Here is a 24,999-nt window from a genome sequence, read left to right on the forward strand (position 1 = left end):
CGCAGGATGCGGATGCCGGAGACTGCCGTTAACGTCGGGCGTAGGCGGCGGCGTTACCGCCGGCCAGGATACCGAAGATGATGATATCTGCAACGGCGTTACCGCCAATACGGTTCGCGCCGTGAATGCCGCCAACCACCTCGCCACACGCCCAGGCACCGTTAATCACCTGTTTCTGGCTGTCCAGCACCGCGGTGGTGGTGTCGATGGTGACGCCGCCCATGGTGTGGTGCACGCCAGGTGCGACACGAATCGCGTAGAACGGCGCTTCGCTCAGCGGATGACGCAGTGCAGTCTGGCGACCGAAGTCTTCATCTTTCTGCATGATGACGAAGTTGTTGTAACGGGCCAGCGTCGCTTCCAGCGTGTGATGCTCACTCATGTTGAGTTTCACCGCCAGTTCCGCCACGGTTGGCGCGCTGACCACAAAGCCTTTGGCGATATATTCATCAGCCGCTTTGTTGTTCATGCGCACCTGCTCGTCAAACACAATCCAGGCACTCTTCTCTGGCAGGGCAATAATCTGCGCCGAGACTTTGTCGCGGGTCTCCATTTCGTTGTAGAAACGCTTGCCGGCCTGACTGACCAGGATAGCGCCGCCGCCACGAATCGATTCAGAAACCAGATACGACGTCGTCTGTTCAACCGTCGGGTGAATCTGGATTTCCTTCATATCCACGGTATCGGCACCAATTTTTTGCAACATCGCAATGCCGCTGCCGGTCGCGCCTGCGTGGTTGGTAGTCACGAAGCCATCCAGTTCAGGACGGTATTTCACCACCAGCTCACGGTTCGCACTGAAGCCACCGGTCGCTACAATCACGCTTTTAGCGTTCAGGATACGGCTGTCGTTATATTCATCGACGACTTTCACGCCCGCGACTGCGCCATTCTCATAGAGGATCTCAGCAACCGAGGTTTCCAGCAGCACTTCGATGTTGCGGCTGTTGATGTTTTTTACCAGGCCGCTGATCAGGAAGCCACCCACCGCTGAGCGGTCAGCCGGACGGTGCGTACGGTCGATGCTCATCCCGCCGGTAATGGTGATGTCGTTAAGCTCAATGCCTTTACCCGCCAGCCACTCTATCGCCTCAGGTGCCAGGTCAACAAACTCACGCAGTAGCACCGGATTGTTTTTGAACTGACCGCCCTTCAGCGTCTCCTCATAGAACAGCTCTTTGCTGTCTTCGATGCCTTTGAGTTTCTGGAAACGGGTTTCAGCGGCGTTCATGCCCACAGATGCTTTGATGGTGTTGCCGCCAATAGTCGGCATCTTTTCGATGATGACCACGCGTGCGCCTTCATCATGCGCCTGAATCGCGGCCGCCAGACCGGCACCGCCGCTGCCCACAACTACCACATCGTAGTTCTGCGGTGCGTTAGGGTTACCACCCTCTTCAATCACATGCTCTTTGCTGGAGGTGGTCAGCGCACGGGAAACCGCTTTTTTCAGCGCTTCACTCTGGGTGGTCGCGCCGGTAATCGCATCAACGTGAGGACTGTTAGCCACCAGAATGCGGTTACGCAGGCTTTCAAAGGTGGTGGTGAAGTCCACATCCAGCGTGTCGTCCGGCACCAGCGAGATGTCGGTAATACGGTCGGTATCCAGTGTGACGTTGATTTTCAGCTTCAGCGCTTCGGCTTCCACTTTCTCCTGATAAACACCCGCTTTGTATTTACGGCCCGATTCGCTCATGTCGCGAATCATTGCGTCAACCAGAGAGAAGCGCCACAGCGGTTCCGGGATCTGCAGCTCTTCGCGTTTGTTGCTGTCGATGTAGAGTTCGAGATGTTCGTTATTGATGATGCGGTCAGCCCAGTTCGGATAGGCGATACAGGCTTTACCAATCGCTACCAGATCGTAGCCTTTTTCCAGCGCCAGCTCGGCGTCGGCTTTATTTACCACGCCGCCCACACCAATCACCGGCACTTTTGCCAGCACAGGCGAACGCATCGCAACGAATTTCTCGATCAGCGGCGTCGGGTCCTGCGTATCGACAATGGACGGGCGCAGCAGCTGACCGACAGAGAAGTGAACATAGTCGAGTCCGCGCGCAGCCAGTTTTTCCAGCAGATAGAGGGTGTCATCAAAGCGGATGCCTGGGACTTCGATCTCTTCCGGCGAGAAGCGATAGCCGATGATGAACGAATTATGGGCGAAGCGCTCCGCCATCTTGTGGGTGATTTCCAGCACTTCCAGCGGGAAGCGTGCGCGGTTATCGCGGCTGCCACCCCACTTGTCATCACGCTGGTTAGAATTCGGAGAATAGAACTGCTGAATCAGATAGGTGTTAGCACCATGAATTTCGACGCCGTCGAAACCGGCTTTAATAGCACGGTTCACCGCGTCACCAAATTTGGTGATCATGGTTTCGACTTCTTCAGCGCTCAGCGCCAGAGGTTTAGTTGCCCCTTCACGCGGTGCGGCAATGGCGCTCGGTGCAACCGGTGTTTTCCCGCCGATCAGTTCCGGCTCGACCATGCGGCCACCGTGATAGATCTGCAGAATGGCCGTAGAGCCTTCAGATTTAATCGCGTCCGCGATGCGTTTCAGACCGGGAATTTTGTTGTCGCTGTCGATAGCAATGGCACCCGGAAACGCCGGGCCGCGGTTATCAATGAAGCAGCACTCGACGATCACGGTTCCGATGCTGCCTGCACGTGCGCGGTAATATTCGACCAGTTCGCTGGTGACCGTTCCGTCATAAAAACCGGTACAGGTGGTCATGGGAGCCATCACCAGTCGGTTTTTCAACACAGCGCCGCCAGGCAGGGTAAGGGGATTAAGGATGGGGGTGAGAGATTTCATTGCGATAAACTCCAAGATTTAAAAGTCTGGAAATTTTTTAGCGGACGCAAATTATCGCTTAATTAAGTGGTCCGATGTCATGCGCCTAATATACCCTTTTCTTTGCTTTCATAAGCGATAAATTTACTTTTTTAACTTTTAAACGATTCAGAGTTTTTATTTGCTGAATTCAGGAAGTGAAGTTATATTAATTGTTAACCATGGGTAACTAAAAATCAACCATTCATTTACATAAATAATTTACCCTTCATGATCAGGATGTTAAGATGGATTCTTCGGCTCAGGCCTTCCGGGGATTTGTCGATCGGCTTCACAAAACTGTCAGAATGTCGATGCCAGAAATATAAATAAAAAATAAATGTTAAAAATGGGGAATAATGAATAAATTTCTTTGATCTGGATCAAAATCTATATTTGCAAAAATCGCATCATATTTACATGGATTTAAATATGCTGCTCAATAGTCCAGCAGCAGATTAAAAAAATCAGTGCATCGCGGTTTATTCACACTATTAAGAATAAATAAGAAAGTCATCAGTGAAGGTCCGGGGCGCAAATCGCATTCTTCTCAACTTGCAGATAAAATACTATGAAACCACTCTCAGCTGTAACTGAACCCCCTAAAGCCGCACCTGCGGCGGCGGGTAAAAAGAAAGCTATCATGCTGGCGCTGCCAGTCATCGTTGCCGTGTTGCTGTTGCTGGTGCCGACGCCGGCCGGTCTCGAACCCTACGCCTGGCACTTCTTCGCCATCTTTGTCGGCGTGATTGTCGGATTGATCTTTGAACCGCTGCCGGGTGCTGTTATCGGCCTGACCGGCGTCGTGGCCATCGCCCTGTTCAGTCAGTTTGTCCTCTTCAGCCCGGCGGAACTGGCTGACCCGAAATTTAAAGTCGCCAGTGAATCCTTCAAGTGGGCGGTCAGCGGTTTCGGCAACTCCACGGTCTGGCTCATCTTCGGTGCCTTTATGTTCGCCGCCGGATATGACAAGACGCAGTTTGGTCGTCGTCTGGCCCTGATTCTGGTGAAGTATCTGGGTCGCCGCAGCCTGACGCTGGGTTATGCCATTACCTTTGCTGACCTGCTTCTGGCTCCGTTTACCCCGTCCAACACCGCGCGCAGTGGCGGTACTATCTATCCGATTATCGCTAACCTGCCTCCGCTTTATGGCTCTAAACCCAACGACCCGAGCGCCCGTAAGATCGGTTCGTATCTGATGTGGGTTGCCATCACCGCAGCCTGTATTACCAGCTCAATGTTCCTGTCAGCGCTGGCACCTAACCTGCTGGCACTGGCGCTGGTGAAAAGCATTATCGGTTTCGATATCTCATGGGGTATGTGGTTCCTGGCCTTCCTGCCGCTGGGCGTGCTGCTGATTCTGACTATGCCGCTGCTGGCTTACTGGTTCTATCCGCCTGAAGTCAAAATCAACGATGAAGTGCCGAAATGGGCTATCGCTGAACTGGAAAAACTGGGCCGCCTGACCCGTAACGAAATCCTGCTGCTGGTGTTCGTGGTCTGTGCCCTGCTGATGTGGATTTTCGCCACCTCGTGGATTGAGCCTGCGATGGCTGCACTGCTGGTGGTGGTACTGATGCTGTGGACCGGCGTCCTGAACTGGAACGACATTACCAGCAATAAACCGGCCTGGAACACCTTTGCCTGGTTCGCAACGCTGGTGGCGCTGGCTGATGGTCTGGCCCGTGTCGGCTTTATCGCCTGGTTAGGTAAAGAAGGTGGCATGCTGCTGCAGGGGTACGACCCGCAGATTTCAGCCGTAGTGCTGTTAATCGCCTTCTTCCTGCTGCACTACCTGTTTGCCAGTACCACCGCGCATACCACCGCCCTGTTACCGGCCATGCTCACCATTGCAGCCTCAATCCCGGGCATCAATATGCCGGTCTTCTGCCTGATGCTGTGTACCTCTCTGGGTGTGATGGGCATCATCACCCCTTACGGCACTGGCCCAAGCCCGATTTATTACGGCAGCGGTTATCTGCCGACTAAAGATTACTGGCGTCTGGGTACCATCTTTGGTGCCATCTTCCTGGTCTCCATGATGGTGATTGCTTATCCGTGGATGGTGTGGATGTTCTGACGGATACAACATGCAGATCAACGCGTTATAAGATACCATTCCTTCACTTCCCCGCCGCATCCGCGGCGGGGAAGCATAATAAACAATGAATTCGCCTATGATGTTGCGCCCCGCAGCCTGCCCGCGGAGGTTCAGCCGGTCATTAAGTGAGAAAAAATGTCGAACAAACCTTTTGTCTATCAGAACCCTTTTCCGCTGTCCCACGAAGATACTGAATACTATTTGCTGACTCGCGAGCATGTCTCGGTCGCCGAGTTTGAGGGTCAGGAGATCCTTAAAGTCGACCCGCAGGCGCTGACCCTGCTGAGCCAGCAGGCGTTCCACGACGCCTCTTTCATGCTGCGTCCGGCCCACCAGCAGCAGGTGGCTTCCATCCTTCATGACCCGGAAGCCAGCGACAATGACAAATATGTCGCCCTGCAGTTTTTAAGAAACTCTGAAATTGCCGCCAAAGGCGTGCTGCCAACCTGTCAGGATACCGGCACCGCGATCATCATGGGCAAAAAGGGCCAGCGCGTCTGGACCGGCGGCGGCGATGAAGCCGCACTGTCACAGGGTATCTACAACACCTATATCGAAGATAACCTGCGCTATTCACAGAATGCCGCGCTGGATATGTACAAAGAGGTGAACACCGGCACTAACCTGCCGGCGCAGATCGACCTCTACAGCGTCGATGGCGATGAGTATAAATTCCTCTGTATCGCTAAAGGTGGCGGCTCCGCTAACAAAACCTATCTCTATCAGGAAACCAAAGCGCTGCTGAGTCCGGGCAAGCTGAAAAATTACCTGGTAGATAAGATGCGCACCCTCGGCACCGCAGCCTGCCCGCCTTACCATATTGCGTTTGTTATCGGCGGCACCTCGGCAGAAAGCACCCTGAAAACCGTTAAGCTCGCCTCTACGCACTACTACGACGGCTTACCAACCGAAGGCAACGAGCACGGTCAGGCTTTCCGCGACGTTCAGCTGGAGCAGGAACTGCTGGAAGCGGCGCAGCAGCTCGGCCTTGGCGCGCAGTTTGGCGGCAAATATTTCGCGCACGACATCCGCGTGGTACGTCTGCCGCGTCACGGCGCCTCCTGCCCGATTGGCATGGGCGTCTCCTGCTCGGCTGACCGTAATATCAAAGCGAAGATCAACCGCGAAGGTATCTGGATTGAGAAACTGGAAGCCAACCCAGGCCGCCTGATCCCGGAAGCGCTGCGTCAGCAGGGCGAAGGTGAGGTGTTACAGGTTGATCTCAACCGTCCAATGGAGCAGATTCTGGCGCAGCTTTCTGCGTATCCGGTTTCTACCCGTCTGTCACTGACCGGCACCATTATCGTGGCGCGAGACATTGCTCATGCCAAACTCAAAGAGCGCATCGATAACGGCGAAGGATTACCGCAGTACATTAAAGATCATCCGGTCTATTACGCTGGTCCGGCCAAAACGCCTGAAGGTTATGCATCCGGTTCACTCGGCCCGACCACCGCAGGCCGCATGGACTCCTACGTTGATTTGCTGCAGGCCCACGGCGGCAGCAAGATCATGCTGGCAAAAGGTAACCGTAGCCAGCAGGTGACGGATGCGTGTCATAAACATGGCGGCTTCTATCTGGGCAGCATCGGTGGCCCGGCTGCGGTGCTGGCGCAACAGAGCATCAAGAGTCTGGAATGCGTGGAGTATCCTGAGCTGGGCATGGAAGCAATCTGGAAAATCGAGGTGGAGAACTTCCCTGCCTTTATCCTGGTCGATGACAAAGGTAATGACTTCTTCCAGCATATTGAGCGCGCACACTGCGCGAAATGCGTGAAGTAAAAACTGCGTCAGATAAGAAAAAAGCCCCGGTCTCGGGGCTTTTTTTTGATGTGGACTGACAGATTAAGGACCAGATAGCTGTAAGAGTAAGCATGCGCAGGAAACGGACTTTCAACTCAAGACAAATCCAGCAGCAACTTTTTAGCCCGGCGCATAGCGACAATGAAAGCAGCATAATTCTGACAGCAACACCTTAGCTTTACGCGCAGGAAACGCGGTCAGAGGAGGAAAGCGTCCCGCGCCAGGACGGCGCGGGCCGAGCGTGCCATGGATGGCGGCTTTTGCGTCTTTCCGATCTGACCGCGTTTCCTGAGCAGCCTCGATCTAAGCGCTAACCCACCCCTACCTTCCCGGGTAAACTAAAGCGCCGCTATCGGACCCTGTTAACCGCGCTGCAACCGCTGCAACGCCACATCGATCTGCTCATCGCCTTGGGTGAGTTCGATGATCTGATACTTAATCGCCGGATTCTCAATCAGCCCGACCAGCGTCGCCGCCACATCTTCGCGCGGGATCTCACCATAGGGGATCGCCAGATCGGCACGCACCCGACCCGTACCAGCTTCATCGGTCAGCGTTCCCGGCCGCAGGACCACCCACTCCAGCTTACTCGCCACCAGCTCCGCATCTGCCAGACGCTTCACCCGCATGTAGTTCTCAAATCCCTCAGACGGCGTTTTACCGCGGCCTGCATCCGGAAAAGCGGATACCAGCATAAAGCGCGACACGCCAGCCTGCTCTGCAGCGGCGACCGCCAGCTTCAGCCCTTCACCGTCGATGGCATTGGTCAGCGCGATACCGGCACCGCCCGCACCCGCTGTAAAGACCGCTACGTCGTGACCGGCCATCAGCTCTGCCAGCGCCGTCACGCTCAGCTGCTGAATATCGCCCGCGACAGGCTTAGCGCCTGCGGCCTGCAGGGTATCAGCCTGTTCCGGCTTGCGGTGCAATGCCGTGACAGTGTGACCTTTACTGCTCAGCTGACGGGTGAGCTTTTGGCCCACCTTGCCTGCTGCGCCGATAATGAAACATGTCGCCATAAGATTTCCTCCATTCACTGATCAGGTGTCAGAGTATAGCTATCTGCCAGAAACGAAACAGGCGCCTGATGCGGCGCCTGCTGGGTTTATTCCGGAATCACTTTTTCCGCTTTCAGTTTATCAAACAGCTGCGTAAAGGAGTCCAGCGTACTGCGGTAGCCGGTAAAGCCCGCTTTGCGGCTCTTACTCATGTCGGTGAAAGCTTCCATTGGGCGGCCCAGGTCGGCATCGGTATGCCACCATGAAGCCAGCTTAGTGACATCGGCCTCACGCAGCTGGTGCTGTTCTGCAATCGCCCGCCATGCGCTGTCAGCTTCCTGCATGCGATTTTCCAGCGGCATCATCTGCGCCGGGTAGTCTGCGGCTTCGATATCGAAATAGTCAGCCAGTTTTGGCCACATCCAGTTCCAGCGGAACACATCGCCGTTGACTGCGTTGAAATCCTGATTCGCGGCGTTAGGTGACGTTGCCGCCCAGCGCAGTTGCTCGGCCAGCAGACCGGCATCGGTCATATCTGCGACACCATTCCACTGCTCCGGCGAACCCGGGAAGATAAACGGCCAGCCCTTCTCTTTGCACAATGTTGCATAAACCGCCAGTGTCTGCCCCATGTTCATCGCGTTGCCTACGGCATAGCCGATGATGGTGTGCGGACGGTGCACGCTCCAGCGGTAGTCATACTTCTCTGCGCCCGCGAACACTTCATCTTCCTGCGCATAGTAGAAGTTATCGACCGGCTGACGCCCCTGCTCTTCACGGAACGGTGTCACCGGCACGGCACCTTTGCCGTACGCTTCAAACGGACCCAGGTAGTGTTTCAGCCCGGTCACCAGCGCGACGTGCGAACCTTTCAGGCGATCGCCGAGGGCTTCAATCACGTTGCGAACCATGCCGCCGTTAACGCGGATGTTCTCTTTCTCATTTTCCTGACGCGCCCAGACGCTGAAAAACAGCGCGTCCGGTTTGACCTCTTTCAGTGCGTCACGCACAGCATCTGCATCGGTCAGATCGGCGGTCAGGCTGGTTGCGCCTTCAGGTACTGCACCACGTCCGCGTGACAGGCCACTGACCTGCCAGCCTTCCTGCTGTAATTTATCTGCCAGTGCGCGACCAATAACGCCGCTGATGCCCACAATCAAAGCGTGCTTTTTCATTTGATTTCTCCTCGTTTTGCGTAATGCTAAGCCTAATAGAGAATTCAGTTCTTATCTCTGGCATTTATTCACAGCATTCTCAACCTGAGTTCACTAATCGATGCACGATCATCGCCTCAAAGATATTCTGCCCTTTGTCGCCAGCGTGGAGTGCGGCAGCTTTACCGCCGCGGCTGAACGTCTGCATGTGACCGGTTCGGCGGTCAGCAAAAGCGTCAGCCGCCTGGAGACGCGCTTAGGCTCGCGGCTGCTGGAGCGCACCACGCGTAGCCTGAATCTGACCGACGCGGGCAGCGCCTATTATCAGACCTGTCTGCGGGTGCTGGAGGATCTGGCCGAAGCCGAGGCGGTACTGGCCGCCCAGCGCACCATTCCTTCCGGCCGTCTGCGCCTGGCGGTACCCACCACCTTTGGACGCCTCAACGTCATGCCGGTACTAATGCCCTTCTGCCAGCAAAATCCGGAGCTGGCACTGAGCCTGAGTCTGTCCGATCGCTTTGTTGACCTGTTTGAGGAAGGCGTGGATGTGGCAGTGCGGATAGGCGGTGCGCCCGACCTGCCCGCGTCGCTGGGCTGGCGTAACATGGGTCGCGAAAAGATGCAGTTCTGTGCCTCTCCCGCCTATCTTGACCGCGAAGGCCGTCCTGAAAATGAAGCAGCGCTGCTGAACCATCCTGCCATTCTTTATGAGCGCGTGGATGGCACAACTAAACCCTGGCTGTTCACCACCGAAGATGGTCAGCCCCACTGGCGCGACGTGCCCTACCGGCTGGCGCTGGGCGACGTCGATGCTCAGCTTCAGGCAGTCATTGCCGGGCTGGGTGTCGCGCAGATGCCCTCCTGGCTTATTCAGCGCGCCGTGGCCGCCGGTGAAGTGGAAATTATTATGCCGCAGTTACAACCCGACGGGCTGACGCTGAGCGTGGTGTGGCCACGCCGCAAACAGTTCCTGCCAAAAGTGGATGCACTATTGTCGGCACTCAACGCCCTCGCCATTCGCTGATACCGGCTTACTTCTGATTAATACGGTTGGGATATTTCATCCTGACCCTGTTCCTCTGTTCTTTTCGACCCGGCATTCGTGCCCATTTCTCCCTGCCTGAAATATCCGCAATCGTCTATCCGCATAAATAACACGCTTAAAATTAATGGCTTTATTTTCGATTTGATGGAATCCCATCAAAATAAAAAGCGCGGAAGGCTTGAACTCACATAATGAAAACTAAGTTTCAAATATAATTTAACCCGAAATAAAAATATCAGTAGGGTGATGGCTTCTTCATGTTCTGACGTTTTGTCTTTGTTGTTATTACCAGGAGTTTTCATGGAAAAAGAACTTTATATTTCGTCGAACCCGGCCTCCGGTCCAAATAGCGCCACCCGCACCGAGCCTTTTGTGAAGATTATTGCGCTGGTCGCCACCCTGGGTGGATTGCTGTTTGGTTATGACACGGGCGTGGTCTCGGGCGCGCTACTGTTTATGCGCGGCGATTTGCATCTCACCCCGTTTACCACCGGGCTGGTCACCAGCTCCCTGCTGTTTGGTGCCGCCTTTGGCGCGCTGGCGGCCGGTCATCTGGCAGATGGCCTGGGCAGACGCCGCATCATCATTGCGCTGGCGCTGATCTTCGCCTTTGGCGCAATCGGCTCTGCCCTGGCGCCGGATGTCACCTGGATGATCGCCTCGCGCCTGTTCCTGGGCTTTGCCGTGGGCGGTGCCGCGGCCACCGTGCCGGTTTACATCGCAGAGATCGCCCCCGCCAATAAACGCGGCCAGCTGGTCACCCTGCAGGAGCTGATGATCGTCAGCGGTCAGCTGCTGGCATATATCTCAAACGCCACCTTTAACGATATCTGGGGCGGCGAAAATACCTGGCGCTGGATGCTGGCGCTGTCGATAGTCCCCGCCGCTCTGCTCTGGATCGGCATGATATTTATGCCTGAAACCCCGCGCTGGCATGTGATGAAAGGCCGCAGCCAGGCTGCGCGTGAGGTGCTGGAAAAAACCCGCGCCGCTGAAGATGTTGAGTGGGAACTGGAAGAGATTGAAGAAACCATCGAAGAGAACCGCCAGCGGGGTAAAGGCCGCTTGCGCGATCTCGCAACACCCTAGCTGATGAAAATCTTCCTACTCGGCGTCGGCATCGCCGCGATTCAGCAGCTGACCGGCGTCAATACCATCATGTATTACGCGCCGACCATGCTCACCGCCGCCGGGCTGAGCAACGATGCCGCGCTGTTCGCCACCATCGCGAATGGGGTGATTTCAGTGGTGATGACGCTGGCCGGCATCTGGTTAATCGGCAAAACGGGCCGTCGCCCGCTGGTGTTAATCGGACAGATGGGTTGCACCTGCTGCCTGTTCTTTATCGGGCTGGTCTGCTGGCTGATGCCGGAATATCTCAACGGCGCGGTAAACCTGGTTCGGGCTTATCTGGTGCTGGCGGGCATGCTGCTGTTTCTCTGCTTCCAGCAGGGCGCGCTGTCACCGGTCACCTGGCTGCTGCTGTCGGAAATCTTCCCGGCCAGGATGCGCGGCATCTGTATGGGCGGCGCGGTCTTCTCGCTGTGGATTGCGAATTTTGCCATCTCCATGGCCTTCCCATTGTTATTAGCCGCATTTGGTCTGGCCGGTGCCTTCTTTATATTCGCCGCAATCGGCATCGGCGGTTCTGTTTTTGTTGTGAAGTTTATTCCCGAGACCCGGGGAAGAAGTCTTGAGCAGGTCGAGCACTATTTCTATGCGCTTTATAACGGCAACAAATAACCCCTGCTCGCTGTGAATGAAATAAAAAATGTCATGAGGCATGACGACCCGTTCGCCCTTAACACCGCACCCATAATTTAAGGAAACTGTTATGAGCCTGAATATTCCCAATGCGCGTTTTTGCGTCAATCGTAAAATAGCGCCCAGCCTGAGCATCCCGCAGTTTTTTAAGCTGGTCAGCCAGCTCGGTATTCACAATGTCGAATTGCGCAATGATATGCCCGGCGGACGCGTCACCGACGATCTCAGCGGCGATGAGGTGAAAGCGCTGGCGCGTGAGTCAGGCATCCGGATTGTCACCATCAACGCGCTCTACCCGTTTAACCAGCTGAATGAAGAGGTGCTGCAACGCGCCCGCCAGCTGTTAAGCGATGCGCAGGCTGTCGGCGCAGAATCACTGGTGCTCTGCCCGCTCAATGACGGCACGCCCATCAGCGCCGCCGACACCATCAGCGCGCTAAAAACGCTGGCCCCGCTCTTTGCCGACGCAGGCATTCAGGGGCTGGTTGAGCCGCTCGGCTTTCCACAAAGCTCACTGCGTTCAGCAACCCAGGCGCAGACGCTCATCCGCGAAGCGGGCGTGCCGTTCCGCTTGCTGATCGACACCTTCCATCATCATCTGTTTGAGGATGCGGAGCAGACCTTTGAGCAGGAAATCGACATTCAGCAAATCGGTCTGGTTCACCTCTCCGGCGTCACCGACCCGCGCCCGGTCAGTCAGTTGACAGATGAAGAGCGCATTATGCTCAGCGCAGATGACAGATTGCGCAGCAAACAGCAGGTCGAGCGGCTGGAGAAGATGGGCTACACCGGCCTTTACGCCTTTGAGCCGTTCTCCTCCGTGATGAACAGCTGGCAGGAAGCGGACATCACCCGCGAAATTCGCAACAGCATCCAGCTGTTAAACCACTCAGCGTAAGGAATCATTATGACCATTAATATTGGTGTTATCGGCACCGGCGCAATCGGCCGCGAACATATCCGCCGTTGCAGTACCGTTTTACAGAATGCGCGCGTGGTGGCACTCAACGACATCAACCGCGAAAACTGCCAGCAGATTGTTGACGAACTGACGCCGGAAGCGCGCATTTATGACAATGCGATTGATCTGATCAACGACCCGCAGGTTAACGCGGTGCTGGTCACCTCCTGGGGTCCGACGCATGAAGCCTTTGTGCTGGCCTGTATTGAGGCGGGCAAAGCGGTGTTCTGCGAGAAGCCGCTGGCCGTTACCGCGCAGGGCTGTATGAATATCGTGGAAGCGGAGATCAAAGCGGGACGTCAGCTGGTGCAGGTCGGCTTTATGCGTCCTTACGACAGTGGCTATCGTGCACTGAAAGCGGTGATCGACAGCGGCGAGATTGGTGAGCCTTTAATGCTGCACTGCGCGCACCGCAACCCGGAAGTAGGCGACAGCTACACCACCGACATGGCGATCACCGACACGCTGATCCACGAACTCGATGTGCTGCGCTGGCTGCTGAATGATGACTATGCCAGCGTGCAGGTGATCTTCCCGCGTAAAACCCGTAAGGCGTCATCCCACCTGCGTGACCCGCAGATCGTACTGCTGGAGACTGCCAAAGGCGCGCGCATTGATGTCGAAATTTTCGTGAACTGTGAATATGGTTACGACATTCAGTGTGAAGTGGTGGGTGAAAGCGGCATTGCCCGCCTGCCGGAGCCGGTTTCGGTGCAACTGCGCAGCGCGGCAAAGCTCTCGACCACCATTCTGACGGACTGGAAAAAGCGCTTTATCGATGCCTATGACGTGGAGTTACAGGCCTTTATTAACAACGTCATCAGCGGTGAGATGACCGGTCCCTCCGCGTGGGATGGCTATGCCGCTGCCGTAGCCGCCGATGCCTGCGTTGCGGCGCAGACGTCCGGCGGGATCGTGCCGGTTACAATGCCAGCCAGACCAGCCTTCTATCGCTGACAGGAAAAGTGCACGGTGGAATTCCACCGTGCACTTCCCTGTCCCACCCCTTTCAGCGACGCTTCCCGCTATGGGTAATCAGCCAACCCGCTATGTAAAAGGCGGGCCGCAAAATTACGCGGCCGCTGAATAGTTACGGCGCGGTGATGACAATGGCCACGCGTCGGTTCTGCGCACGACCCTGCGCGCTGTTGTTGCTGGCAACCGGTGAACTCATGCCCAAGCCACGCGTCACAATATTCTCACGCGGTATCGCCGCGCCTTCCGCCCACTGAGCCGCGACCGCGTTCGCTCTTTTTAGCGACAGCTGCTGGTTATAATCGGGTTTGCCGTAATTATCGGTATGCCCATCAATGCGGACATGTTTAATACCGGTCGACGCCAGATTTTTCGCCATCCCCTGGATGGTGAGCTTACTGGAGGGTGTCAGCTCTGATTCATTTACACCAAACAGAACCTTATCGGATAAGCCTAACCCCCAGCCTTCCATATTCTGCGTGAACCCGGCACTTTTCATCGCTGCGATTTGCGCGTCGCTGAAACGCGCTTTTGACTGACAACCGACCAGCGCCAGCGTAAGCAATAGCAGGGAAAGGTTTCTCTTCATATTTACGCCCTATTTTTTCGCTTATTTTTGTACATGTTCATATCGGCACGTTCGAGGATAGATTCAACCGTATCACCAGGCTGTGACCACGCGTAGCCAATGGTCACCGAGGTCGTAACCGGCATGCCCTCTGCAATAAGAATGTGTTCCCCGATGGTGTCGTCAATGCGCTGCATAAGCTGCTGTAACTGCGCCTCACTCGTCCGGCTGCTGACCAGCATGGCAAATTCATCCCCACCTAAACGGGCGACTAAATCCTGTTCAGACGCCAGTGATAAAAGACGCGAGCCTATCGCTTTTAACACTTCGTCTCCGGCGGCATGACCCCAGTTATCATTGATGCTCTTGAAGCGATCGCCATCCAGAAACAGCAGCGCAAAGCGTTCGTGCTCATGTGGCTGGTCAAGGCGCTGAGTCAGGCGAGCAGAGAAGGCGCTGCGGTTGGCAAGACCGGTCAGCGGATCGGACAGCGCTTTCGCTGCCAGCGAGCGATTGTCACGAAGCAGCGACGCCTTGAGCGACTGCATCTCCATCAGCAGGGAGTTGAGGTCATCAGAAAAGAGCTGAAATTCTCTGATCGGGCCACCCGGAATACGCAGGGAAAAATCACCCGAGTGAATCACATAGTGAATCGAACTGGTAATGGTGCGGAGCGACGCAATAATACCCCGATGCAGAAATTCACTCAGCATCAGTGAAATAATCAGCACGCAGAGCATCCCGACAGAGAGGATCATGAAGGAGTATTGAAGGAAACTCACCGCGCCGGTCACGGTGCCTTCCAGCGTCAGGGTGCCGACAACGACGTCAGCATGAATGATATTGACGTTAAGCGGTTTGAGGTAAATCCACTCACGCAGCAACCGTGAAAACCAGCCCGTCTGTTCCCGCTGTGCATTCCACTTAGCCAGAACGATGTTATCGCGGGTAACCAGCTTTGCAGAGTCATACATGCCCTCATTGCCAAACCGTTCAATTTTATTACGCGCATCGTAGCTGTCGGCAAATACGGTTGCCGCAGTTAGCGTGGTGCTCAGCGTCGAGCCGATTAAATCAAGATTACATTTCTCATAGTTTTTAATAAAAATGAGCGACGTCGATGACAGCAACAGCCAGCACAACAGTAATATCACCGCCGAATTGATGGTGCTTATTTTCCGCAGTTTATTGCGGATGGATGATTTATCGTGCTTTAGTTTATCGAATTTCATTTCATTCACTTCCCTCGCGGGAGAGCAAAAGCACATCCGGATTCACTCTGACACCGCTTCTGGCAAGTGAATCGAGATTAACGGAGAAGTGCGTATGGTCCGGTTGAAAAATCAGGCAAAAAGCGGCGCCCACGGTGCATTCCGCATTGTTCTCTGCCAGGGTAAGCACCGCTCTTCCCTTCAGCTGCTCAATAATGTCCACCTGCTGCTGCGGTGTCTGATCGCCGAAATAAAGGGCGTCGCAGCGATGCGACGCAAGATCACCTGCACCCGCAAGATAGACAACGGTGAATGTCGCTGCTGCAGCGGCGCTGTTTTCCGGCAAAGAGAGATGACGCGCTGAAGTAAAAACACATAATTCAGGCGGTTTATTTAAATTTTGCCAGTGGGTAAAACTGATGATGCCGCTGACGATACGATTAGCCTTGTTATCCTTTATCCCGGCCAGCCCAACAGAGGGATGAAGACTCAGCAGAATAAGTAGCGTTAAGGCGATCTGGCAGATGCGGCGCAGCAGAAGCAGCACATCGACGTCATGATGAAGGTGATATTTATCGGTCATACTGCGTTCCAGTAATACTACGCACGGCAGGAGAGCTGAATAAGCGCGCAAATATTAACATAGCGCGGGTTACGCTTGCACACAGAATTTTCTTAGCTATAGATCATTCTGCTTATACTTTCAGACAGGCTTATTCACGGAATAGTCTTCGGTGATAACGGCTTTTGACAGAGACGGCCGGCAGAGGATTAACGCATTTCACCGGCTATTTGTGGTGCGTAATTACGCCTCTCTTCTGGTGCAGCAATCCGCTCAGCTATTCGTTTTAAGGCACAGACTGGATAAAGAGGTCAGAATAAACGTGATGCTGATAATGTATCGCGCCAGCGATATTCCGCAATTAACCTATGCCCCTTAATACCCTCAGACATACCCCATCATTTTCAGCAGCGACTGCACCTGATTCATCGCTTCACTGCGATGTGACACGCCCAGTTTCTGATAGAGATTGCGGATGTGGGTTTTGATGGTGGTAGACGCGACCGCCAGCTCACCGGCAATCTGATCGTTGCTGTAGCCCGAATAGATTAACCCCAGCACCTGCCATTCGCGCTGCGTCAGCGGGCTGGTGCGGATCAGTTCCGGCACGTCAGGATGGTTAAGCAACCGGCTGACAAAGCCTTCATCGAAATGGGCGAACTTGTGACGGTGGTATTTGTTGATCTCCAGCAGGATGCGGCGGGCGCGGTGGCTGTCCAGCTCATTCAGGGTATTAAGCTGTATCAGCTGCCGCAGTTGCTGCGCCATCATCTCGCCTTCAATCACAAAGTGGCTGATAAAGCCGGTGCTGCGCGCCAGTTTCAGCGCTTCAATAAGCACGCGCTGCGCCTCCGCTTTGCGGTCGGTCTGCCAGTAGATTTGATTCAGCAGCAGCAGATTACGGTTTAAGTCGCTCATCAGGCGCAGGGCGCGGGCGTTCTCATTCAGCTCCTCCAGCACCACTTCTGCCTGACTGACATCCCCCAGCAGAATCTGCGCGCGGGCAATGTTTCGCCACTGGCCCTGCAGAAAATGGTTGTTGGCGAAGGCGGGTTTGGGTGTCTGCCGCATCCAGTCGCGGGCGTTCTGGCTTTCGCCGGTCATCTGCCAGTAGATCACCCGGACTTTATCGGCATTGGCGATCCAGTCGCTGTGCCAGTTACCGTTGTTCAGCAGGTTTTCCAGACGGTTCAGATAGCTGCGGGCGTTATCCAGATTGCCGCGCGCCAGCGAGCACTGCACCAGCAATCCCAGACACTGGATTTGCTGCTGCGGCTGGTAACCATTCAGCACCTTGATGCCTTCGCGCGCCGCCTGCTCTGCCTCTTCCAGGCGGCCCCAGGCCCAGAGCAGCTGGGCACGTATGCGTAGCAGAAACTCATGCAGCGGGAACTGCGCCAGATGCTGCTCTTCCACCAGCACAAAGGCGCGGCTCTGGATCTCATAAGCAGCCTGCAAAAAGCCCTGCGCAAACAGAATTTCGCTCTGCTGAATCAGGCTCCAGAGCGCGTAGTGCCACACTTCATCGCGACGCGCCATCTGTTCAGTCTGCCGCATCAGCTTGAGTGAATCGTCCAGTTCGCCTTTGCAGTGCATCACCTCGCCATGCACCGAGGTTGCCACAATGCGGCTGTAGTGACGGCTGGCTGGCAGGGTATCGAGCGCCACTTTCGCCAGCCGCTCCGCTTCATCGGTATTGCCATCGTTGATCGCCACCTGAGCGCGCAACGCATTAAATTCACCGCGCAGTGCCGCATCAATCTCACAGTAGCTGGCCTGCTCAAAACGCGCCAGCAGGCTGTCGACTTCTGAAAAGCGATGCTGAGTCTGCATCAGCCACGCCTGCAATAGCACCAGCATCGGGTTGTCGAGCATCATCTCCCACGGCAGCGCTTTTAGAGAGTTCTCCAGTAGCGGCAGTTCGCTCTGATTAAACAGCGTCCAGGCGTGCTTCAGCAGTACATCCCGCAGCATGGTGGCATCGCCCGAGGCGAGCGCATGGTGAATCGCCTCGCCGGGAAAGCCCTGCGCCATCCAGCTCTCGGCTGCAGCCCGATGTAGCGCAGGCAGCTCCGCCGCCAGTTCCCACTGACAGCGCTGACGCAGGAAGTTGCCAAATAGCGGATGGTAGCTGAACCAGCAGCCGGAATCGTCCATGCGCTGCAGAAACAGTCCCTGACGCTCGATCTCTTCCAGACGCATCTGACCGTTCTCTTCGCGGGTCACGCAGGCGATCAGTTCATCGTTCATTGAGCGCAGCAGCGCGGTTTTCAGTAAGAAATGGCGGGTGGGCAGATCGACGTTATCCAGCACCTCTTCCACCAGATAGTCGGCGAGATGGCTGGCATTAATGCCGGAGAGACGCCGGGCGGAATGCTGCGCCGAACTGGCTCCCTGGCGTGCCGATAGTACAATCAGCTGCAGCGCCGTCGCCCAGCCCGCGACATCATCACACAGGCGACTGCTCTCTTCGCTTTCCAGCGGGGCCGCCAGACGGCAGTCAAAAAACTGGCGCGCTTCCTGATGGGTGAACGCCAGCTGCTGGCTGCCCAGCTCGATCAGCTGTTCCCGCACCCGCAGGTTAGCGATACCGAGCTGCGGCAGGTTACGTGACATCAGAATCAGGGTCAGATTTTCAGGCTGATGGCGCAGGAAAAAGCGCATCGCGTCATGGATCACCGGATTGGTGATCAGATGGTAGTCGTCAACGATCAGCCACAGCGGCTGCTGCCACTCCACCAGCTCGATAAACAGCTGGGAAAACAGCGCATTGAGATTCACATATTGCCGCTTCTGCGCCAGCAGCTCACTGCGGGGACAGCCGCCGTGTGTTGCCTGTTGCAGTGCCGCGATCAGGTAATCGGCGAAGCGCTCCGGCTGATTATCACCCTCGTCTAAAGAAACCCAGCCCAGATCGCTTTTTCCCGCCGCCCACTGTGACACCAGTGTGGTCTTACCGTAGCCCGCCGGACTGGTCACCAGCACCAGCCGATAGTTACCGGCAGCGGTGAGCTTTTGCAGTAATCTCTCGCGGATCACGGTGCCTTCAAGACGCACCGGGCGACTGAGTTTGGCGGGTATTAACATGGGCGCGCGTTTCTCCATTTGTCGAGCGCATCATTATTTTACGCTTCGTAATTATTCCTTACACAGGTTCAGCATTTCGTCAGATGAATGCAAGCAAACCCATTAATTAAACTTTACAAAAGCGGGCGCAATCACACTCCTGCGACGATTTCGGATTAGCCTCATCCTCTCCACCCTCCCTATCCTCCTGCCCTAATTCTTTTCAGGAGGATGAGCAATGATTTCCACCCGGGCAGACTGTCGCCACATTGACCCATTTTCTGTTTTTACAGGACATCAACCATGACACAGCCCGATTTCAACCCGACTCAGTTCAACGCGGCCCTGACCCGTCAGTGGCAGCGTTTTGGCCTGCGCGATGCGCAGGAGATGACCCACGCACAGTGGTGGCAGGCTCTCAGCGGTGCGCTGGCCGATATGCTGGCCGCACAGCCTGCTCCCCCGGTCCCGACAGACCTGCGCCATGTTAACTACCTGTCAATGGAGTTTCTGATTGGTCGCCTGACCGGCAACAACCTGCTGAACCTGGGCTGGTATGACGCGGTTAACGACGCGCTCTCGGCCTGGAACGTTTCACTGACCGACGTGCTGGAAAACGAAACGGATCCGGCGCTGGGCAATGGCGGCCTGGGTCGGCTGGCAGCCTGCTTCCTGGATTCCATGGCGAACGTGGGTCAGCCTGCGACGGGCTATGGTCTGAACTATCAGTACGGACTGTTCCGCCAGCGCTTTGAACAGGGCGCACAGATTGAAGGCCCGGATGACTGGCAGCGCGATCGCTATCCCTGGTTTAACCACAACGCCGCGCTCAACGTTCGGATCGGGCTGGGCGGTAAAGTGGTGACCGTTGAGGGGCAGCCGCAGTGGCAGCCGGCGTTTGAACTGACTGGTGAAGCCTGGGATCTGCCGGTGGTCGGTTTTGAGAATGGCATCAGTCAGCCACTGCGTCTGTGGCAGGCGAAACATGCGCAGCCGTTTAATCTGGGTCGTTTTAACGACGGTGACTTTCTGCGCGCGGAACAACAGGGCATTGATGCAGAAAAACTGACCAAAGTGCTCTACCCCAATGACAATCATCAGAACGGTAAAAAACTGCGTCTGATGCAGCAATATTTCCAGTGCGCCTGCGCGCTGGCTGACATTCTGCGTCGCCATCATCTGGCCGGACGCAACATTGAAACCCTGGCCGATTACGAAGTCATTCAGCTGAACGACACCCATCCGACGCTGGCAATCCCCGAGCTGATGCGGCTGCTGCTGGATGAGCATCAGCTGAGCTGGGATCGCGCCTGGCAGATCACCCAGCACACCTTCGCCTACACCAACCACACCCTGATGCCGGAAGCGCTGGAGTGCTGGGATGTCCGGCTGGTGCGCAGCCTGCTGCCGCGCCATATGATGATTATCAACACCCTCAACGCGCAGCTGAAAACGGCTGTCACGGCGCGCTGGCCGGACGATGACGCAAAATGGGCAAAACTGGCGCTGGTGCATAACAACCAGCTGCGGATGGCCAATCTCTGCGTCACCAGCGGCTTTGCCGTTAACGGCGTGGCAGCGCTGCATTCGAAACTGGTGGTGCAGGATCTCTTCCCGGAGTATCACCAGCTGTGGCCGGAGAAATTCCATAACGTGACCAACGGCATTACGCCGCGCCGCTGGATCAATCAGTGCAACCCGGCGCTGAGTGCGCTGATCACCCGAACGCTGAACAAGCCGTGGCTGAACGATCTCGATGCCCTGCAGAGACTGGAAGCCTTTGCGGATGACGCCGCCTTCCGCGCGGACTATCGCGCCATCAAGCAGCAGAACAAACAGGCACTGGTCGGCTGGATCAAAAACCGCACCGGTATCGAAATCGACCCGACCGCGCTGTTTGATGTGCAGATTAAGCGCCTGCATGAGTACAAACGTCAGCATCTGAGCCTGCTGCATATCATTGCGCTGTGGCAGACGCTGGTCAGCGATCCGCAGGCGAATCGCGCGCCACGCGTGGTGCTGTTTGGTGCCAAAGCCGCGCCCGGCTATGCGCTGGCAAAAAATATCATCTACGCCATCAACAAAGTGGCTGAGGTGATTAATCAGGATCCGCGCATTGGCGACCGGCTGAAAGTGGTGTTTATTCCCGATTACAACGTCTCCGTTGCCGAGCGGCTGATTCCCGCCGCCGATCTCTCTGAGCAGATCTCTACCGCCGGTAAAGAGGCCTCCGGCACCGGTAACATGAAGCTGGCGCTTAACGGTGCGCTGACCATCGGCACACTGGATGGCGCGAACGTTGAGATCGCAGAGCAGGTCGGCAGCGAGAACATCTTTATCTTCGGGCATACCGTGGAACAGGTGAAGGCATTAAAAGCAGAGGGCTATGCCCCGGCGCAGTGGCGCAAAAAAGATCCGCAGCTCAATCAGGTGTTACAGGCGCTGGAAGATGGCACCTTCAGCCAGGGCGACCTGCACGCGTTTGACGCAATGCTGAAGAGCCTCGGCCCGGAAGGCGGCGATCCTTATCTGGTGCTGGCTGACTTCCAACCCTACCTGAATGCGCAGGCGCAGGTTGAACTGCTGTGGAGCGATCAGGAGGCCTGGACGCGTGCCACCATCCTCAATACCGCGCGCTGCGGCATATTCAGCTCCGATCGCGCGATCCGCGACTACCAGCAGCGCATCTGGCAAGCGAAACGCTAAGGAACGCCATGAAAGTTTTGGATGAATTTTCCCTGGCAGGCATCGCCGCTGAGTATATCAATGCACACGGTAAGCCACAGGCGATTCCGACCCTGACCCGCCAGCGGTTGCTGGCGGTGATGCATCCTTCCCATCCGCTAAGCATGCCGCTGCCACCGGCGGTAATTTTTCGCAGCGGCGAGTCGCTCAGCCTCTTGCCGCAGCTGTGCGACGATGCCCACTGGCATCTCATCAGCGAGGCGGGTGAGATCAGCTCCGGTCGCTGCCAGCCCGCCCAGCCGCTGCATCTGCCGCCGCTGCCCGAAGGCTATCATCAGCTGACGCTGCAACAGGGCGCGCAGCAGTGGTCATGCAGGGTGATTATTGCCCCTGCCCGCTGTTATGAACCCCCTCAACTGCTGGCGGGTGAATCCTTGTGGGGCGCCTGCGTGCAGCTGTATACCCTGCGCTCGGCCGAAAACTGGGGTATTGGCGACTTTGGCGATCTGCGCCGGATGTTACCGGAAATCGCCGCACGCGGCGGTGCGTTTATCGGCCTCAATCCGATTCATGCGCTGTTTCCCTCCAGCCCGGAGAGTGCCAGTCCTTACAGCCCGTCGTCCCGGCGCTGGCTCAATGTGGTGTACATCGATGTGAGCGCGGTCGCTGACTTCCGGTTGAGCGCCGCCGCGCAGGCCTGGTGGCAGTTGCCCGAAACGCAGCAGATACTGGCGCAGGCACGCGCAGCCGAATGGGTCGATTATGCGGCGGTAACCCGGCTGAAAATTCAGGCGCTGAGCCTGGCGTGGCCGCAGTTTACCCTGCGTGCCGCTATCGATCCTGAGGTGCAGGCGTTTAATGCTTTTGTCAGTGAAGGCGGCGAGAGCCTGCTGCATCAGGCGCTGTTTGATGCGCTGCATGCGGATCAGATGGCGCAGGACAGCGCACGCTGGGGCTGGCCGGTCTGGCCGGAGGCGTTACAGCATCCCGGCAGCCCGGCGGTGCAGACGTTTTTAAATCAGCATCAGGATCAGGTGCGTTTCTGGCTCTGGCTGCAGTGGCTGGCCGCGCAGCAGTTTGAAAGCTGCTGGAACTGTTGCCAGCAGCAGCAGATGCCGATCGGACTGTACCGCGATCTGGCGGTGGGCGTCGCCCAGGGTGGCGCAGAAACCTGGAGCGAGCGCGATCTCTACTGCATGGAAGCCAGCATCGGTGCACCGCCGGATATTCTTGGCCCGCGCGGTCAGGACTGGGGATTGCCGCCCATGGATCCGCAGGTGATGCGTCAGCGCGCGTGGGAGCCGTGGATCGCCCTGCTGCGCGCCAGCATGCGTCACTGCGGCGCGCTGCGTATCGATCATGTAATGGCGCTGATGCGGCTGTGGTGGATCCCGGCGGGAGAAAGTGCCGACCACGGCGCTTATGTGCACTATCCCATCGACGATCTGCTGGCGATTCTGGCGCTGGAGAGCCAGCGTCATCGCTGCATGGTGATTGGCGAAGATCTCGGCACCGTGCCGGAGGCGATTGTCGATAAGCTGCGGCATGGCGGCGTTTACTCCTATAAAGTGCTCTGGTTCGAACAGACCTCCGACGCCGGTTTTCGTCCGCCCGCCAGCTGGCCACGTCAGGCGATGGCTGTCGCCACCACGCACGATCTCCCGACGCTGCGCGGCTGGTGGCAAAGTGACGATCTGACGACCGGCGCGCAACTCGGTCTTTATCCCGACAAAGTGGTGCTGGCTGGGCTGTATCAGGATCGACTCCGGGCGAAACAGGCGCTGCTCAACAGTCTGCATCGGGTCGGTGCGCTGCCGAAACGTGCCGGACGCGATGCACGCCGCACCGGGATGAGTAAGGCACTGAACCGGGCGATGCAGCGCTATCTGGCGGACAGCCACAGCGCCCTGCTGGGTCTGCAACCGGAGGACTGGCTGGATATGGCCGCGCCGGTCAACATTCCCGGTACCAGCGACGAATACCCGAACTGGCGACGCAAGCTGAGCGTGACTGTTGAGGCACTGTTCAGCGATCAGGAAACTGACGTGTTGTTAAGGGATTTGACGGCGCGCCGTAAGCGGCGGCTGCGGAGCTGAGATTAATACGAAGGATGCAGAACAAAATAGTGGCCAGATTAATGCGCGCCAGGGAAGGCGCGGGCCAGCATCCGGCAAGCTGGATTTAACGCGCTTCTAGCACGAGTCGTCAGATACCGGGCGTTACTCCCGGCTGGCGGGCTGGCCGCTATCTCTATTTCTCTCCGTGATCCATTTACGATACTGCACCGGCGTCATGCCGAGCGTCTGGCTGAACGCCTTACGAAACGCCGTATCCTCTTTGTAGCCACAGTGTGCGGCCACTTCCCGGATGTTGGCCTGCGGATTGGCCAGTAAGACACAGGCTGACTCGATCCTCACGCGGGTGATAAAGGCTTTTGGCGTCTCCTGCGTCAGCGTTTTAAGTCTGCGTTGCAAAGTGCGTTCGGTGGTGTGCAGGGCTGCCGCCAGTTGCTCGGCGGTAATGGCCGGATTGCGATAACGAATAATCTCTTCTGCCCGCATCAGCAAAGGATGACGGGTATTCACAAAGCCCGGTGGCGCATAAACCTGCTGCGATAAAGGCTGGCTGTCGGCAACGGCCATGTCGGCCGTAAGTTTAGCGATGTCACCACCGGCTTCACGGCGAATGATCTGCAGGGCCACGCTCACCCAAGACAGCGGCCCGCCGGTTGTCAGCACCCGCCCGTCCTCTTCCATCGCCTTACCCCACACCGGTTTCGCGGCCGGATAACGTTGTTGCAGGGTATGGAACAGCCACCATGTTGTAGTGCAGTGTCTGCCATTTAACAGGCCCGCCTCGCCCAGCAACAACGCTCCCGCGCAGGCTCCCGCCACGCTGGCACCATGCTCATACTGCTGCTTTATCCAGCCAGCAGCCTGAACAAACCCCGGCATATGAACCGGCAGGCGGTCAGGGCCAAGCGCCATGCCGGTCGCGATGACGATATCTGGCTGATCCACGTCTGCAAAGGCGCAATCCACAGCGATCATCCGGCCCTGCGCATCCCGCACCGGGGCGCCGTCGGCACTGACAATCTGCACATCAAACAGGTTACCTGCTGTCCCGCCGGGCTGTTTCGGCAGGTTTTGCACCGCCTGATGGGTCATCCAGAACATATCGGACAAACCAGAGATTGAAGAGTGCAGGCTACCTTCAAGCGCGATGATCGCGATGCGTATTGTCATGAACAGGCGATCCGTTTTGTCGTTTTTTGCATGC

15 protein-coding genes and 1 pseudogene are annotated in these 24,999 nt (G+C 56.5%); 8 read left to right on the forward strand and 8 right to left on the reverse strand.

Going from position 1 to position 24,999, the window contains the following annotated elements; translation table 11 throughout:
- Positions 1-28: 28 nt before the first annotated feature.
- Positions 29-2,809, reverse strand: coding sequence for a flavocytochrome c (locus tag EGO56_RS20305; protein WP_033735826.1), 2,781 nt, complete (start codon positions 2,807-2,809; stop codon positions 29-31).
- Between the two features lie 589 nt (positions 2,810-3,398).
- On the opposite strand from EGO56_RS20305, the gene EGO56_RS20310 reads away from it, so the two are divergent.
- Together EGO56_RS20310 and fumA are read left to right on the forward strand one after the other, a co-directional pair.
- On the forward strand, positions 3,399-4,907 hold the full coding sequence (locus EGO56_RS20310; RefSeq protein ID WP_013196201.1) for an anion permease: 1,509 nt from the start codon (positions 3,399-3,401) through the stop codon (positions 4,905-4,907).
- Between the two features lie 156 nt (positions 4,908-5,063).
- Entirely contained in the window at positions 5,064-6,710 is a 1,647-nt protein-coding gene (fumA, locus tag EGO56_RS20315; RefSeq protein WP_135910840.1) for a class I fumarate hydratase FumA, read from the forward strand.
- A gap of 383 nt (positions 6,711-7,093) precedes the next feature.
- On the opposite strand, the gene EGO56_RS20320 is transcribed toward fumA, so the two are convergent.
- The gene (locus EGO56_RS20320; RefSeq protein WP_135910841.1) at positions 7,094-7,750 is read right to left on the reverse strand and encodes an SDR family oxidoreductase; all 657 of its coding nucleotides are present in this window, start codon (positions 7,748-7,750) and stop codon (positions 7,094-7,096) included.
- An 86-nt stretch (positions 7,751-7,836) separates the two neighbouring features.
- A complete protein-coding gene (locus EGO56_RS20325; protein WP_135910842.1) occupies positions 7,837-8,904 on the reverse strand; it encodes an SDR family oxidoreductase in 1,068 nt (355 codons plus the stop codon).
- Positions 8,905-9,004: 100 nt separating this feature from the next.
- On the opposite strand from EGO56_RS20325, the gene EGO56_RS20330 reads away from it, so the two are divergent.
- The 4 genes and pseudogenes from EGO56_RS20330 (at position 9,005) to iolG (ending at position 13,610) form a co-directional block, all read left to right on the forward strand.
- Positions 9,005-9,907 carry a LysR family transcriptional regulator gene (locus EGO56_RS20330; protein WP_135910843.1) on the forward strand — a complete coding sequence of 301 codons (903 nt, stop codon included), beginning with the start codon at positions 9,005-9,007 and terminating at the stop codon, positions 9,905-9,907.
- A 321-nt stretch (positions 9,908-10,228) separates the two neighbouring features.
- Positions 10,229-11,671 (forward strand): annotated as a pseudogene (locus EGO56_RS20335) (sugar porter family MFS transporter).
- A gap of 91 nt (positions 11,672-11,762) precedes the next feature.
- Positions 11,763-12,590: a TIM barrel protein gene (locus EGO56_RS20340; RefSeq protein ID WP_135910844.1), complete on the forward strand. Its 828-nt coding sequence runs from the start codon at positions 11,763-11,765 to the stop codon at positions 12,588-12,590.
- A gap of 9 nt (positions 12,591-12,599) precedes the next feature.
- The gene (gene iolG, locus EGO56_RS20345; RefSeq protein WP_135910845.1) at positions 12,600-13,610 is read left to right on the forward strand and encodes a bifunctional inositol 2-dehydrogenase/D-chiro-inositol 1-dehydrogenase; all 1,011 of its coding nucleotides are present in this window, start codon (positions 12,600-12,602) and stop codon (positions 13,608-13,610) included.
- Between the two features lie 133 nt (positions 13,611-13,743).
- Here iolG and yfiB read toward each other — a convergent pair whose 3' ends face one another.
- The 4 genes from yfiB to malT all read right to left on the reverse strand — a co-directional run bounded on the left by yfiB (position 13,744) and on the right by malT (position 19,056).
- Positions 13,744-14,217, reverse strand: a complete 474-nt coding sequence (gene yfiB / locus EGO56_RS20350) for an outer membrane lipoprotein YfiB (protein ID WP_135910846.1) — start codon at positions 14,215-14,217, stop codon at positions 13,744-13,746.
- 2 nt (positions 14,218-14,219) lie between these two features.
- On the reverse strand, positions 14,220-15,428 hold the full coding sequence (gene dgcN / locus EGO56_RS20355) for a diguanylate cyclase DgcN/YfiN (protein ID WP_135910847.1): 1,209 nt from the start codon (positions 15,426-15,428) through the stop codon (positions 14,220-14,222).
- Between the two features lies 1 nt (position 15,429).
- A complete protein-coding gene (gene yfiR / locus EGO56_RS20360; protein ID WP_135910848.1) occupies positions 15,430-15,990 on the reverse strand; it encodes a regulatory sequestration protein YfiR in 561 nt (186 codons plus the stop codon).
- 363 nt (positions 15,991-16,353) lie between these two features.
- Positions 16,354-19,056, reverse strand: coding sequence for an HTH-type transcriptional regulator MalT (gene malT, locus EGO56_RS20365; RefSeq protein WP_135910849.1), 2,703 nt, complete (start codon positions 19,054-19,056; stop codon positions 16,354-16,356).
- Between the two features lie 282 nt (positions 19,057-19,338).
- On the opposite strand from malT, the gene malP reads away from it, so the two are divergent.
- Positions 19,339-21,741, forward strand: a complete 2,403-nt coding sequence (gene malP / locus EGO56_RS20370) for a maltodextrin phosphorylase (protein ID WP_135910850.1) — start codon at positions 19,339-19,341, stop codon at positions 21,739-21,741.
- A gap of 8 nt (positions 21,742-21,749) precedes the next feature.
- Positions 21,750-23,816: a 4-alpha-glucanotransferase gene (gene malQ, locus EGO56_RS20375; RefSeq protein ID WP_135910851.1), complete on the forward strand. Its 2,067-nt coding sequence runs from the start codon at positions 21,750-21,752 to the stop codon at positions 23,814-23,816.
- Positions 23,817-23,939: 123 nt separating this feature from the next.
- Here the strand turns inward: malQ and EGO56_RS20380 are convergent, their stop codons facing one another.
- A complete protein-coding gene (locus EGO56_RS20380) occupies positions 23,940-24,959 on the reverse strand; it encodes a GlxA family transcriptional regulator (protein ID WP_135911037.1) in 1,020 nt (339 codons plus the stop codon).
- Positions 24,960-24,999 lie beyond the last annotated feature (40 nt).

Origin of the sequence: Pantoea vagans (assembly GCF_004792415.1) — a bacterium.
In the GTDB taxonomy this organism is placed as follows: domain Bacteria; phylum Pseudomonadota; class Gammaproteobacteria; order Enterobacterales; family Enterobacteriaceae; genus Pantoea; species Pantoea vagans.